Here is a 14,599-nt window from a genome sequence, read left to right as displayed (position 1 = left end):
GAGGCCACCCGGATAACACCCGGGCTCAGGCCCGATAAGCCCGCATAAACAACCCCACCACTTCCTGCACATGGGCTTCGGCGGCTTCCTCGCTCAGTTGTCCGCCGCAGCCGTATAGCAAACAGAAGTTCGCCGTGCCCTTGAGCAGGCAGAAGAAATGTTCGGCTGCCGTAAACGGCTTATCGATGCTCAGGGCGCCGCTCTGGTCGATCTTGCCGAGCAGGCGCTCCATCCCCTGGAGCATGCGCATGGGGCCGGCTTCGAAGAAGATCTGTGAGAGTTTCACGTCCTGATTGCCGGTGGTCATCATCAGGCGGTGCAGGTTCACCGATTCTGCGCTGTTGATCAGCCGATGAAAGCCCCGTGCGATGTTCAGCAGCACGGTCTCCACGGGCACACCTTTGGGGAGCTCGAAATACATCACCGGTAACTGTTCTTCGCACGTGGCCACCACGGCAGCGGTGAACAGGGTTTCTTTGTCGGTGAAATGGCTATACACGGTCAATTTTGACACGCCGGCCTCAAGGGCCACGGCATCCATGCTGGTACTGGTGTAGCCATTGCTCAGAAACAGGGTTTTCGCTGCTTCGAGGATTGCCTGGCGTTTTGCCATGTCCTTGGGGCGCCCGGGGCTATTGGTGTTCACAGGATTGTCGGACATTTTCACCTTTAATACTGGACTGGCGAGTTTGGTATTAATAACATACTGGCCAGTATAATTATTCCTAGCTTCATTTGCGAAAGGTCCTTCAGCATGCGCAGCACTTTCCTGCCCCTTGCGTTGCCTGCCAGCCTGGCCTTCCTGTTGGCCGCCTGCGGCCATGAGGAAGCGGCCCAAACCACCATCCGCCCGGCCATGGTGGTGCAACCACAGCCATCCGCACAGGCGATGGAAAGTTATCCGGGTGAAGTGCGTGCCCGTTACGAGCCGGACCTGGCCTTTCGCATCGGCGGTAAAGTCAGCAAACGCCTGGTGGAGGAGGGTGAGCGGGTCAAGGCCAATCAACCCCTGGCCGAACTCGACCCCCAGGACGTGCGCCTGCAACTGGAAGCCACCCGCGCCCAGGTGGTCGCCGCCGAGGCCAACCTGAGCCTGGTGCGTGCCGAGCGTGATCGCTACAAGACCCTGATGGATCGTCAGATGGTCAGCCGCTCCCAGTATGACAATGCCGAAAACCTCTACCGATCCGGTGAGGCGCGCCTCAAGCAGATCAAGGCCGAGTTCGACGTGTCCAGTAACCAGGCCGGTTACGCCGTGTTGCGCGCGCCGCAGGACGGTGTGGTCGCCAAGCGTGCAGTGGAAGTCGGGCAAGTGGTGTCAGCCGGCCAGACCGTGTTCACCCTGGCCACCGATGGCGAGCGCGAAGTGTTGATCAGCCTGCCTGAACAAGGCTTTGGCCGGTTCAAGATCGGTCAGCCGGTGTCGGTCGAATTGTGGAGCCAGCCGGACCAACGCTTCACCGGGCACATCCGTGAACTGTCCCCCGCTGCAGACCCCAAGTCGCGGACCTTCGCCGCCCGTGTTGCCTTCACCGGCGGCAAAGTCCCGGCCGAACTGGGCCAGAGCGCTCGCGTTTTCATCCAGGCGGAGGGCGCGGTCGCGCTGTCGGTGCCGTTGTCGGCCCTCAGTGCAGAGAATGGCGCCTCCTACGTCTGGCGCGTGCAACCCGACAACACCCTTAAGCGTACTCCGGTGCGCATCGGTGCCTTCGGCGAAAAAACCGTACCGGTGCTGGAAGGCCTGGCGCCCACCGATTGGGTGATTGCGGCGGGCGTGCATGTGCTCCATGAGGGCCAGCAAGTGCGCCCGGTGGACCGCTCCAACCGCGTTGTGAATCTGGCGACCAAGGAGTAGTCCCCGATGGGTTTCAATCTTTCCGAATGGGCGTTGCGTAATCGCCAGATCGTACTGTTCCTGATGATCCTGCTGGCGGTGGTCGGCACCCTGTCCTACACCAAGCTGGGGCAAAGCGAAGACCCGCCGTTTACCTTCAAGGCCATGGTGATCAAGACCAACTGGCCCGGGGCCACGGCCCAGGAGGTTTCGCGGCAGGTCACCGAGCGCATCGAGAAAAAACTGATGGAGACCGGCGACTATGAGCGCATTGTCTCGTTCTCGCGCCCCGGCGAGTCCCAGGTCACCTTTATGGCCCGCGACTCGATGCACTCCGCGCAGATTCCGGAGTTGTGGTACCAGGTGCGCAAGAAGATCAGCGACATTCGCCAGACGTTGCCGCCGGATATCCAGGGGCCGTTTTTCAACGATGAATTCGGTACCACCTTCGGCAACATCTATGCGCTGACCGGCGACGGCTTCGACTATGCCGTGCTCAAGGACTACGCCGACCGTATCCAGATTCAACTGCAACGCGTGCCGGATGTGGGCAAGGTCGAGCTGCTGGGCCTGCAGGACGAGAAAATCTGGATCGAGCTGTCCAACCTCAAGCTCGCCACCCTCGGCCTGCCCTTGGCGGCCGTGCAGCAAGCCTTGCAGGAGCAGAATGCGGTCTCCACGGCGGGCTTCTTTGAAACCCCGACCGAGCGCGTACAGCTGCGGGTGTCAGGCAACTTCAAGACCGTGGAGGAGATTCGCAACTTTCCGATTCGCGTCGGTGACCGTACCTTCCGTATTGGTGACGTGGCCGACATCCACCGTGGCTTCAACGATCCACCGGCGCCGCGTATGCGCTACATGGGCGCCGACGCGATCGGCCTGGCCGTGGCCATGCGTGACGGCGGCGACATTCTGGTACTGGGCAAGGCCCTCGAAGGGGAGTTCGCACGCCTGCAGAAGAATCTTCCCGCGGGTATGGAACTGCGCAAGGTGTCGGACCAGCCGGCGGCGGTAAAAACCAGCGTCGGCGAATTCGTCCAGGTGTTGGCCGAGGCATTGGCCATTGTATTGCTAGTGAGCTTTTTCTCCCTTGGCCTGCGCACCGGCATGGTGGTGGCCCTGGCGATTCCGCTGGTGTTGGCGATGACCTTTGCCACCATGTATTACCTCGGCATCGGCCTGCACAAGATCTCCCTTGGCGCTCTGGTACTGGCGCTGGGCTTGCTGGTGGACGACGCGATCATCGCCGTGGAAATGATGGCGATCAAAATGGAGCAGGGCTACGACCGGCTCAAGGCGGCGAGCTTTGCCTGGACCAGCACGGCGTTTCCGATGCTTACGGGGACGTTGATCACGGCGGCGGGCTTCCTGCCGATTGCCACTGCGCAATCGAGTACTGGCGAATACACCCGCTCGATCTTCCAGGTGGTGACCATCGCACTGTTGGCGTCATGGGTCGCCGCCGTGGTGTTTGTGCCGTACCTGGGGGAAAAGCTCCTGCCGGACCTGGCAAAGATTCACGCAGCCAAACACGGCGCCGATGGCCCTGATCCCTACGGCACACCCTTCTACCAACGCGTAAGAGGTCTGGTTGAGTGGTGTGTGCGTCGGCGCAAAACCGTGATCGTCCTGACCTTGCTGCTGTTTATCGGCTCGGTTGCGTTGTTCCGCTTCGTGCCGCAGCAGTTCTTTCCGGCTTCGGGGCGCCTGGAGCTGATGGTCGACTTGAAACTGGCCGAAGGCGCGTCCCTGAGCAACACGGCCGACCAGGTCAAACGCCTGGAAGCCTTGCTCAAGGACCACGCCGGCATCGACAACTATGTGGCCTATATCGGCACCGGTTCGCCGCGTTTCTACCTGCCGCTGGACCAGCAATTGCCGGCGGCCAGCTTTGCGCAATTTGTGGTGTTGGCCAACACCATTGAAGAACGTGAAACCCTGCGCACCTGGCTGATCGAAACCCTCAACGAACAATTCCCAGAGCTGCGTTCGCGGGTCACACGCCTGGAGAACGGCCCGCCCGTGGGGTACCCGGTCCAGTTTCGCGTGACGGGCGAGCACATCGAAGAAGTGCGTGCCCTGGCGCGCAAAGTCGCCGCCAAGGTTCGCGAAAACACCCACGTGGTCAATGTGCACCTGGACTGGGAAGAGCCAAGCAAGATCGTCTACCTCAACATCGATCAGGACCGCGCCCGTGCGCTCGGTGTCAGCACCGCCAACTTGTCGAAGTTCCTGCAGAGTTCGCTGACTGGTTCCACCGTCAGCCAGTACCGTGAGGACAACGAGTTGATCGAAATCCTCCTGCGCGGCACCGTGCATGAACGCACCGAACTGTCGTTGCTGCCCAGCCTGGCGGTGCCGACCGACAACGGCAAAAGCGTAGCATTGTCGCAGATCGCCACCCTTGAATATGGCTTTGAAGAGGGCGTCATCTGGCACCGCAACCGCCTGCCGACCGTGACTATCCGTGCCGACATCTATGGCAAGGAACAACCGGCGACCCTGGTCCAGCAAATCCTGCCGACTCTTGAGGGTGTGCGTGCCGAACTGCCGGATGGTTACCTGCTCGAAGTGGGCGGCACCGTCGAAGACTCCGCCCGTGGCCAGAACTCGGTGAAGGCCGGCGTGCCGTTGTTCATCGTGGTGGTACTGACCTTGCTGATGTTGCAGCTGCGCAGTTTCTCACGCACTGCCATGGTGTTTCTGACGGCGCCACTGGGCTTGATCGGCGTGACGTTGTTCCTGCTGGTGTTCCGCCAGCCCTTCGGCTTCGTGGCCATGCTGGGCACCATCGCGCTGTCAGGGATGATCATGCGTAACTCGGTGATCCTGGTGGACCAGATCGAACAGGACATCAAGGCGGGTCTCGCGCCGTGGCAGGCGATCATCGAAGCTACCGTGCGACGCTTCCGACCGATTGTACTGACTGCGCTGGCGGCAGTCCTGGCGATGATCCCGCTATCGCGCAGCGTGTTCTTCGGGCCAATGGCCGTGGCGATCATGGGCGGGTTGATAGTGGCGACGGCGTTGACACTGTTGTTTCTGCCGGCCCTTTACGCGGCTTGGTTTCGAGTCAGGAAGGATGCCTGACCTGCTTGCGTAGCTGAAGGTAGTTGCGCCCAGCCGGTTGGAACGGCCTGGGCGCAGCCAGGGGGACGTTACAGCGCGCCGAACACCTTCTTCGCCAAACTGGTGGCTGCTGCCGCCGGGTTCTTGCGGATGGTTTCTTCCTGCTGCGCAATCATCTTGAACAGCCCGTCCAGCGCCTGCTCGGTCACGTAGTTTTCAACGTTGGCATTCTTGGCATCGAGCGCGCCGAAGGCCGCGGCCTTGCCGGCCAGGGCGTTGTACTGTTGGGCCACGCCCACCTTGTCGGTGGCGGCCTTGACGATCGGCAGGAACTTGGCACGGATCTGGTCACGGCTGCTTTTGTTCAGGTACTGAGTCGCCGAATCCTGGCCGCCGGTGAGGATGCCTTTGGCGTCGGTCACGCTCATGTTCTTCACCGCATTGACCAGGATCGGCTGCGCCTGGGTCACGGCGGTTTCTGCCGCCTTGTTCATGCTGGTTTCCAGTTGCGTGACCTGATCACCCATGCCGAACATCTTCAGCTTATCGGCGACTTTGCCGAGCTTGCCGGGCAGGCCGATCCTGACTTCAGGGTTGTTGCTGAAACCACCGGGTACGCCCAGTTGTTTCACGGCGATCTGTGCACCCTGGGTCAGTGCGTCCTTGAGGCCGCCGTTGGCGTCGCCCTGGGACAGGCTGCCAAGGTCCAGGGCCATGGCGTTGGCACCGAGCAGCAGGCCGGCACACAGGGCGGTAAGGCGAAGGGAGTTACGGAGCATGGGCGCTTCCTTGAGTTCGTGAATCAGTGGGCGACGGCATCAACACGCAGGCGCAGCGGTGGTTGAGCCTGGCCGTCGAGCTGTACGGCGTGCCGCTCGGTGGTGACAAACAGTAGCTTGCCCTCCAGTTCGATGCGAGCGCTGACCGAGTAACTGTGGCCCGGCTTGACTTGCGCAGGGTCGTAGCTCAGGTGAAAGGGCAGCGGGACCTGGCCTTTGACCGGGCCTTTCTGTTCGGCGAGCGTCACGGCCGGGGCGTCCATCAGGGACACGTCCTGCAGACTCACGCTCAAGGTGGCCGTTGGCGGCAAGGCAATGCGTTGCAGATAGAACACTTCGCCGTCGAGGCTGGCCTTGGGGGCTGGGGTCATGGACTGGCAGGCTCCGAGCAGGGCGGCGAGGCCCAGGAGGATGATTTTTTTCATGGTGCAGCTCCTTTTTCAACGGCGCCGAAAACCACCCGGCGCCTGATTCAATCTAGCGGGTTTCTGGCGTGTCGACGGATGCCTCGGCCGCGCCGTCAACCCGATGCAGGGCCACTTGCCGGATCGACAGGCGAATGTCTGCCGGCAGCACGCGTTTCGCCGCGCCTTCGGCCAACTCACCGAGCAGGTCGTGGTAACTCAACTTGCCGGCCTCATCACGGCGCAGCACATCTTGCTCCAGCAATGTCTGGATGAAATGTCGGAAAAGGCTTTTGTCGAAGAATTCCGGAGCGTTCAGGCCATGCAGGATCGACAGGCGCTGGGCCATGATCGTGCAGAGGTCTTCCAGTTCTTCGGCGCTGATGCTGTTCTGGCCGCTGTTGAGCAGCAGCGAGATGGCCATGTAGAAGCGCTGCAGGGTCTGAGCAATGCTTTTGGACAGCAGTGTCAGCAGCACAAAGTGCCGTGAGCTCGGGGCCGGGCGCAGGTAGACGGCGTTCTCGAAGCGCAGCAGGCCCTGTTCCACAAACGCTTGCAGCCATTGATCGACGACGGCGTCCAGCTCTTCCAGTGACCAGCGGATAAACAGCTCCGATTGCAGGTACGGATAGAGCGCGCGGGTGTAGCGCAGGATCTGTTCGCGGCTCATCCGCGAGCTGCTCTGGAAAAAGCTGGCCAGCAACGCCGGCAGGGCGAAGATGTGCAGCACGTTATTGCGGTAGTAGGTCATCAGGACGGCGTTCTGTTCGTCCAGATACAGGATCTTGCCCAGGGCGTCGCTCTGCTCCGACAACAGGGCCATGTCCTTGACGTGCTTGATCAACGCCAGGCCGTTGCCCTCGGGCAGGGTGGTGTGGGGCGAGTAGGGCACGCTGCGCAGCAACGCCAGGTACAGGTCCAGTTGACGCGCCATGGCCTGTTCATCCAGGGCCAGGCGCGTGGTGGACAGCAGTGCCAGGGCCACCAGGTTCACCGGATTCACCGCCGCAGCTTCGTTCAAATGGCGCGCCACCTGTTCACCGAGGCGGTGCGTGGTTTCATTGAGCCATGCCGGTTTGTAGTTCGGGCCGAGTTCCTGGGCGCGCCAGTCCGGTTGCTCGCCGTCGAGGAACTCGGCCAATTTGATCGGCTCGCCGAAGTTGACCGCGACCTGGCCGAAACGCTGCTTGAGCGCGCCGACGACTTTGAAAATATCGAAGATCGACTCTTTTTTCTTGCTCGCCCCACGCAGTTCGCCGAGGTAAGTACGGCCTTCGAGCACGCGTTCGTAGCCGATGTACACCGGTACGAAGACGATCGGCGTGCGTGATGAACGCAAGAAACTGCGCAGGGTGATCGCCAGCATCCCGGTTTTCGGTTGCAGCATGCGCCCCGTACGTGAACGTCCACCTTCGACGAAGTACTCCACCGGGAAACCTTTGGTAAACAAGGTATGCAGGTATTCGTTGAACACGGCGGTGTACAGCGGGTTGCCCTTGAAGGTGCGGCGCATGAAAAACGCACCGCCACGGCGCAGCAGGCTGCCGATCACCGGCATGTTCAGGTTGATGCCGGCGGCGATATGCGGCGGGGTCAGGCCGTTCTTGAACAGCAGGTACGACAGCAGCAGATAGTCGATGTGGCTGCGGTGGCAAGGCACGTAGATGACCTCGTAGCCCTGGGCAACCTTTTGCACGCCTTCGATGTTGTTGACCTTGATGCCATCGTAGATTTTGTTCCAGAACCAACTGAGCACCACTTCCAGGAAGCGGATCGCGGTGTAGGTGTAGTCCGAGGCGATTTCGTTGCCATAGCGCAGGGCCAGTGCCTTGGCTTTTTCCGGGGCGATTTTTTCCCGCTCGGCTTCTTCCGCAATGGCTTGGCGCACCAGCGGCATATTGACCAAACCCTTCACCAGGTTACGGCGGTGGGACAGATCGGGGCCGATCACGGCGGTCTTCAGGTTACGAAAGTGCACACGCAGGATGCGTTGAGCCATGCGTACGGTGCGTTCGTGACCTTTATTGTGCTCGATCAATTCACGCAGGTTAATTGGCGCAGAGAATTGCACACGGGTCTTGCGACCGAGGATCAGGATGCTCAGCAGCCGGCGCAGACGCCCGGTGACGGCCCAACTGTCGGCAAACAGCAGCTTCCACGGGCTGGACTCGCTCTCGGGCGATTGGCCCCAGAACACGCTGACCGGAATGATTTGTGCATCTTCCTCGGCGCGTTCGCTCAGGGTATCGACCAGCCGGGTCAGGGTCGGCGGTGCGCCTCGCTTGTCCTGGCGGCCGAGCCAGTCGGGGTCCGGCGTGAGGTAGAAGAACGCGGCGGGTTCGATCAGTGGGCCTACCGAGACCGGCAGCACCGGGCGCGGCAGGCCGGCCTTGGTGCATTCGGCATCGACCACGGCCAATTCGGTGAGAGAAGGCGATTGCAGGACATAGAACACTGGCCGGCTGCGGTCGAGGTTAAGGGTTAGGGACGACTGGTTGATCGTCTCCGAGCGAACCCAGAGGTACAACAGTCGGCGCAAGGTGCCAAACACCAGACGGCGGAACGGGGAGCGGGTCATAGGCGTGCTGCTTCAAGTGGGAAAAACCGAGCAGATGCTCGGGCGGGTAGTGTGCCGTATTCGCCGAAAATCGGCAAAAAGCGGCTAAATAAACTTGAGTTGAAGCTTTTTGAGCCTGCCATATACTCGGCAGTTCAATGCGGCTCACTCAACAATAAAAAGCATGTGGGAGAAAAACAGATGACAACGCGCGAAACCGGCAATGTGAAGTGGTTCAACGATGCCAAGGGCTATGGTTTTATCCAACGCGAAGATGGCAAGGATGTGTTTGTGCACTACCGCGCCATTCGGGGTGAAGGCCACCGCTCCCTGGCTGAAGGCCAGCAGGTGGAATACGCCGTCGTGAGCGGCGAGAAAGGCTTGCAGGCAGAGGATGTGGTCGGCCTCTAAGCCCACCGCTGAACAACTGTGGGAGGGGGCTTGCTCCCGATAGCGATGGGCCTGTCAGCTTAATGTGCAACTGACCCACTGCAATCGGGAGCAAGCCCCCTCCCACTTTTTGATTCGGTTCACACTGGCGGATCAGGCCGTTTTCCAGGTGATCTGCTCTTCACCGTCGGCGCTGATGCGAATCCAGGTGTCGGCGCTTTCCTCACCTTCTTCCTCAACCCAGGTGCCCGGTGCACAACGCACTTCCACGTTCAGCGCGGCAAAGGCTGCGCGGGCGCAGGCGATGTCGTCGTCCCAGGGTGTCTGGTCGCTTTCCAGGTACAGGCTGTTCCATTTGCCCACGGCTTTGGGCAGCCAGGTCACGGGTACAGTGCCGGCTTTGCACTTGTAAGTCTGACCTTTCTGGACCCAGTCGGTGCATGGGCCCAGGGCGGCGCCCAGCCAGGCGGCAATGGCCTTGTGGTCGACGTCGGCGTCCTTCAGGTAAATCTCGATATCAGGTTGGCGCATGGATGTTCCTCGTTGCGGGATTTAAAAAATCCATTCGCGGATACTAAAAAGTCGGTTATTGAAGCACGAAATAATCGTAGCGCATTGACACCGTCACCTGCAGCGGCTCGGCCGCCTCGATCACCTGTGCGCGGCGCTCGGCGCTGGCGCGCCAGCCGTGTGGCGTCATGGCCAGCAGGTTGGCACGGTCTTCGGGCCTGGCCAGGCTCAGGGTGAACGTCAGGGTTTCGCTGTGCGCCAGGTGCATGCCGTCCGGCACCAGGGCCAGATGCTTGTCGTCGGTGTACTCGCGCACTTCGTCATACAGGCGCTCGCGCAGCTCCATCAAGTGGCCGCTGGTCGGGCCGACCTTCATCAGGCCGCCGCCAGGGCTGAGCAGGCGTTTGGCTTCCTGCCAGTCCAACGGGCTGAACACGCTGGCGAGGAACTGGCAACTGGCGTCCGCCAACGGCACGCGAGCCATGCTGGCGATCAACCAGGTCAGCGCCGGGTTACGCTTGCAGGCACGCTTGACCGCTTCCTTGGAGATATCCAGCGCGTAGCCGTCGGCATGCGGCAGCGCCTCGGCGATCTGCGCGGTGTAGTAACCCTCGCCGCAACCGATGTCGACCCAGCGTTGCGGCGCCCGTTCGGCGGCCAACTCGGCCAGGCGCCTGGCGACCGGCGCATAGTGCCCGGCGTTGAGGAAGTCGCGGCGCGCCTCGACCATGGCCAGGTTGTCGCCCGGGTCGCGGCTGTTCTTGTGCTGTACCGGCAGCAGGTTCAGGTAACCCTGGCGCGCACGGTCGAAGCGGTGCCCGGCCAGGCATGCCACGCCGTTGTCCACCGCGTTGAGCGGTGCGCTGCAAATGGGGCAGGCGAGCATCAGGCGAGCAACTTGATCAGGGTCTGGTAATAGATTTCGGTCAGCACGTCGAGGTCACTGGCCAGGATGCGCTCGTTGACCTGGTGAATGGTTGCGTTGACCGGGCCCAGTTCGACGACTTGAGTGCCGAGCGTTGCAATGAAGCGCCCGTCCGACGTACCGCCGCTGGTGGACGCCTGGGTGTCGCGCCCGGTAATCGCCTTGATGCTGGCGGAGACCGCATCCAGCAGGGCACCCGGTTCGGTCAGGAACGGCAGGCCCGACAAGGCCCAGTCCACATGCCAGTCCAGCGCGTGCTTGTCGAGGATGGCCGCCACGCGTTGTTGCAAGCCTTCGACGGTGGATTCGGTGGAGAAACGGAAGTTGAACACCGCCTTCAGCTCACCTGGGATCACGTTGGTGGCACCGGTGCCGGAGTTGAGGTTGGAAATCTGAAAGCTGGTCGGCGGGAAAAACGCATTGCCGTCATCCCAGTGCTCGGCAGCCAATTCGGCCAGGGCCGGAGCCGCCAGGTGAATCGGGTTCTTCGCCAGGTGCGGGTAAGCCACGTGACCTTGTACGCCGCGCACGGTCAGGGTAGCGCCGAGGGAACCACGACGGCCGTTCTTGACCACATCGCCCACCAGCGTGGTGCTCGACGGTTCGCCGACGATGCACCAGTCCAGGCGCTCCTTGCGGGCCGCCAGACGTTCGATCACGGCCTTGGTGCCGTGGTGCGCCGGGCCTTCTTCATCGCTGGTGATCAGGAAGGCCACCGAGCCCTTGTGGTCCGGGTAGTCGGTGACGAAGCGCTCGGAGGCCACGAGCATGGCCGCCAGGCTGCCTTTCATGTCTGCCGCGCCACGGCCGCAGAGCATGCCGTCTTCGTCGATCAGGGCATCGAACGGGTCATTCTGCCAGGCCTGCACCGGGCCGGTTGGCACCACATCGGTGTGACCGGCAAAACACAGCACCGGGCCGTCGTGCTTGCCATGGGTGGCCCAGAAGTTGTCCACGTCTTCAATGCGCATCGGCTCAAGCTTGAAACCGGCGTCACCCAGGCGCTGCATCATCAGCTTCTGGCAGTCGGCATCGATCGGTGTGACCGAGGGGCGACGGATCAGGTCGATTGCGAGTTGAAGGGTCGGCGAAAGGTCGGCATGGGCCGTCATGGGAAAACTCCGGAAGCGTGTCGTGGCGCAGAACGAATGTGAAATACGGCACCGATTCAGTGTGGGGGGGGGCGGTGCGACGATTCGACTTGCTCCCGATTGAGGGGTGTCAGTCACTGTCTGTGTTGACCGGTACACCGCTATCGGGAGCAAGCCCCCTCCCACATAAAGCATTGGCGCAAGGCTGGCGCATAAAACGGCCGTTATCTTATAGCAAAACGGCGGCCAGAGGCCGCCGTTTAGTGCATTGCGCAAGTTTTTACGCGGCCGGCGCGGGTTCCGGTTTCGGCGCAGGTTTTGGCAACGAAGACAGGAACGCCATGATCAAGGCCGCCACATACGGCAGCGATTGCACCAGCAGCATCACCACCCAGAAGCGCATGTCATTGCTCGGCAGGCCCTGCACCAGGTAGATCCCCAGCGCCGCGCCCCACAACAGCAGCATGATGAACATCTCTTCACGGGCTTCCGAGATCGCGACCCAGAAGCCGTGGTTATCCGCGTTTTTCGGTGTACGGAAGAACGGAATACTGCTGGTGAAGAAACCATACAGCACCGCCTTGGCGATGGTATGGGACAACGCCAGGCCGGCCAGGGCTGCGCAGAACGCGTCCTTGAGGTTCACGCCTACCGCACGGCGGTAGAGGAAGATGATCTTGCCGACCTTGAACACGAACAACGCCAACGGCGGGATCGCGAAAATCAGCAACGGCGGGTCGACCCGCGTCGGCACGATGATCATCGCGGCCGACCACAACAGCGCGCCGACGGTGAAGAAGATGTTCATGCCATCCGCCACCCACGGCAACCAGCCCGCGAGGAAGTGGTAGCGCTGGCCACGGGTCAGCTCGGTATCCTTGCCGCGCAACAGGCTGGCGGTGTGACGCTTGATGATCTGGATCGCGCCATAGGCCCAGCGGAAACGCTGTTTCTTGAAGTCGATAAAGGTATCCGGCATCAAGCCTTTGCCGTAGCTGTCGTGGTAGTACGCGGCCGACAGACCTTTTTCGAACACCCGCAGGCCCAGTTCGGCGTCTTCACAGATGCACCAGTCGGCCCAGCCCAGCTCTTCGAGCACCGAACGACGGGTCATGGTCATGGTGCCGTGCTGGATGATCGCGTCGCGGTCGTTGCGGGTAACCATGCCGATATGGAAGAAACCCTTGTATTCGGCATAGCAGAGCTTCTTGAAGGTGCTTTCGTTCTGGTCGCGGTAATCCTGCGGCGACTGCACCACGGCGATTTTCGGGTCGGCGAAGTGCGGCACCATGTGCTTGAGCCAGTTGGGCGACACGCAGTAGTCCGAGTCGATCACCGCGATCACTTCGGCATCCTTGGCGGTATGCGGGATCAGGTAATTCAATGCGCCGCCCTTGAAACCGGCCAGGGGCGAGACATGGAAGAACTTGAAGCGCGGGCCCAGGGTTTCGCAGTAGTCGCGCACCGGCTCCCACACCGCCGGGTCCTTGGTGTTGTTGTCGATGATCAGGACTTCGTAGTCCGGGTAATCGAGGGCGGCCAGGGCGTCGAGGGTCTGTTTGACCATCTCCGGCGGCTCGTTGTAGCACGGCACGTGGATCGATACTTTCGGGCGGTAGTGCGAATCCCCTTCCACCGGCAGGAATTCACGCCGACGCTTGTGGGTCCATACCGCTTCGGCCAGTTCGTGGGCCTCGGTCAGCAACACGATAAACACGCCGAGTGCACCGAGTGCCAGCAAGATACCGACGGTCACGCTGAACCAGGTGCTGTATTGCTGGCTGTAGTCGTAGCCGATCCATACCAGCACCGAACCGCACAGGAACGCGATAAAGGTCAGGAAGGTACGGCCACGCTGGCGCAGGGCCGAGCCGTCGATCATCAGCAGGGTGAGGGACAACAGCGCAAGCACCACCGAGCCGATGGCCAGAACGCGCCATTGCGGGATCGCCACGACCGGGCCTTCGAAATTGAATTTCTGCTGGCGTGCCGCGTTATAAACGCCCCAATAGGCGCCCGCCGAACCTTCGTCGCTGACTTTCCACGGCTGATCGAAGGCCTCGATCACGAAGTAGTTGTAACCTTGGCGGTTCAGCTTGTTCACCAGGGTGCGCAGGTAGATGGCCTGGTCCGCCGGGGACGTTTCGTTGCCACCGCGCATGCGTCCGTTACTCGGCCAGCCAACCTCCGACAGCAGCAGCGGCTTTTTCGGGAACAGTTTCTTCAGGTCCCGGGCACGGTCGAGTACGTACTGGCCAGCCTTGTCCATCGGAATAAATTCCCAGAACGGCAGGATGTGCGCGGCGATCAGGTCGACGTGCTTGGCCAGTTGCGGGTTCTTCTCCCAGATGTGCCATTGCTCGGAGGTGGTCACCGGCACTTTCACGGCGGCGCGCACCCGGTCCAGCAGCACGATCAGTGCTTGCGGGGTGATTTCCTCGCGGAACAACGCCTCGTTACCGACCACTACGCGCACGACACTGCGCGAGCTGTTGGCAATCTCGATGGCGCGCTGGATTTCGCGTTCGTTACGCTCAAGGTCCGGGCTGATCCAGATCCCCAACGTCACGCGCAGGCCGAATTCTTCGGCCAGTTTGGGGATGTCGCCCAAGGTGCCGTCGACCGAGTAAGTACGGATGTTGTCCGTCAGCTTGCTCATGATCGCCAGATCCTGGCGCATCTGGTCGTCGGTCGGGTACTGGTCTTTCTGTGGGAACTGGCCTTGCTGGAACGGCGAGTAAGAGAACCCGGAGATCTGTTCAGGCCAGTTGGGGGTAGTGACCGGGCGATTGATCAGCGCCCAGAAGCCGGTGAACAGCGCGGCAATTGCCAGCACTACCACCAGGTTGAGTCCAAATTTACGCGATGACATGGCGGTTTCGGGTTCCAAAGGCTGTGGAACGAAAAGAGGTGTCGGCCAACGCCGAACGGCGCGCATCCTACACTGGCACTTCCCTGAGCGTACAGCGGACAGAGAAAAGCCGGACGTTAGTCAGCGAAAGCCCTCCTAAGTTCTTTACTTGTAGCTTGTCGCTTCGAA

At 61.4% G+C, this 14,599-nt stretch carries 11 protein-coding genes; 3 read left to right on the top strand and 8 right to left on the bottom strand.

All coding sequences use genetic code 11. The features are described 5' to 3' along the window. Window positions 1-25: 25 nt before the first annotated feature. Entirely contained in the window at window positions 26-661 is a 636-nt protein-coding gene (locus ACQRBV_RS02870; protein ID WP_060754019.1) for a TetR/AcrR family transcriptional regulator, read from the bottom strand. Window positions 662-754: 93 nt separating this feature from the next. Between ACQRBV_RS02870 and ACQRBV_RS02865 the strand changes: the two genes are divergently transcribed. Together ACQRBV_RS02865 and ACQRBV_RS02860 are read left to right on the top strand one after the other, a co-directional pair. After that, window positions 755-1,855 carry an efflux RND transporter periplasmic adaptor subunit gene (locus ACQRBV_RS02865; protein ID WP_244697758.1) on the top strand — a complete coding sequence of 367 codons (1,101 nt, stop codon included), beginning with the start codon at window positions 755-757 and terminating at the stop codon, window positions 1,853-1,855. Between the two features lie 6 nt (window positions 1,856-1,861). Then, window positions 1,862-4,924, top strand: coding sequence for an efflux RND transporter permease subunit (locus tag ACQRBV_RS02860; protein WP_104995697.1), 3,063 nt, complete (start codon window positions 1,862-1,864; stop codon window positions 4,922-4,924). A 68-nt stretch (window positions 4,925-4,992) separates the two neighbouring features. Here the strand turns inward: ACQRBV_RS02860 and ACQRBV_RS02855 are convergent, their stop codons facing one another. The 3 genes from ACQRBV_RS02855 to plsB are packed head-to-tail and all read right to left on the bottom strand — an operon-like array spanning window position 4,993 to window position 8,664. Beyond that, window positions 4,993-5,682, bottom strand: a complete 690-nt coding sequence (locus tag ACQRBV_RS02855) for a DUF4197 domain-containing protein (RefSeq protein ID WP_090366411.1) — start codon at window positions 5,680-5,682, stop codon at window positions 4,993-4,995. 23 nt (window positions 5,683-5,705) lie between these two features. Next, window positions 5,706-6,107: a YbaY family lipoprotein gene (locus ACQRBV_RS02850; RefSeq protein ID WP_411984428.1), complete on the bottom strand. Its 402-nt coding sequence runs from the start codon at window positions 6,105-6,107 to the stop codon at window positions 5,706-5,708. Window positions 6,108-6,159: 52 nt separating this feature from the next. Continuing rightward, entirely contained in the window at window positions 6,160-8,664 is a 2,505-nt protein-coding gene (gene plsB / locus ACQRBV_RS02845; protein WP_060754024.1) for a glycerol-3-phosphate 1-O-acyltransferase PlsB, read from the bottom strand. 180 nt (window positions 8,665-8,844) lie between these two features. On the opposite strand from plsB, the gene ACQRBV_RS02840 reads away from it, so the two are divergent. Further along, window positions 8,845-9,054: a cold-shock protein gene (locus ACQRBV_RS02840; RefSeq protein WP_017844724.1), complete on the top strand. Its 210-nt coding sequence runs from the start codon at window positions 8,845-8,847 to the stop codon at window positions 9,052-9,054. A gap of 132 nt (window positions 9,055-9,186) precedes the next feature. Here ACQRBV_RS02840 and ACQRBV_RS02835 read toward each other — a convergent pair whose 3' ends face one another. The 4 genes from ACQRBV_RS02835 to ACQRBV_RS02820 all read right to left on the bottom strand — a co-directional run bounded on the left by ACQRBV_RS02835 (window position 9,187) and on the right by ACQRBV_RS02820 (window position 14,431). Continuing rightward, a complete protein-coding gene (locus tag ACQRBV_RS02835; protein WP_060754025.1) occupies window positions 9,187-9,564 on the bottom strand; it encodes a hypothetical protein in 378 nt (125 codons plus the stop codon). Window positions 9,565-9,619: 55 nt separating this feature from the next. Then, window positions 9,620-10,429, bottom strand: coding sequence for a putative RNA methyltransferase (locus ACQRBV_RS02830; RefSeq protein ID WP_411984429.1), 810 nt, complete (start codon window positions 10,427-10,429; stop codon window positions 9,620-9,622). Then, window positions 10,429-11,580 carry a succinyl-diaminopimelate desuccinylase gene (dapE, locus tag ACQRBV_RS02825; protein WP_161549860.1) on the bottom strand — a complete coding sequence of 384 codons (1,152 nt, stop codon included), beginning with the start codon at window positions 11,578-11,580 and terminating at the stop codon, window positions 10,429-10,431. Before dapE ends, ACQRBV_RS02830 begins: the two co-directional genes overlap by 1 nt. 259 nt (window positions 11,581-11,839) lie before the next feature. After that, window positions 11,840-14,431 carry a glycosyltransferase gene (locus ACQRBV_RS02820; RefSeq protein WP_161549859.1) on the bottom strand — a complete coding sequence of 864 codons (2,592 nt, stop codon included), beginning with the start codon at window positions 14,429-14,431 and terminating at the stop codon, window positions 11,840-11,842. Window positions 14,432-14,599: the final 168 nt, after the last annotated feature.

Source organism: Pseudomonas sp. R11F (assembly GCF_050312575.1).
GTDB classification, from domain to species: domain Bacteria; phylum Pseudomonadota; class Gammaproteobacteria; order Pseudomonadales; family Pseudomonadaceae; genus Aquipseudomonas; species Aquipseudomonas palleroniana.
The sequence above is the reverse complement of the archived record's forward strand: the minus strand, read 5'-3'. Positions and strand labels throughout refer to the sequence as shown.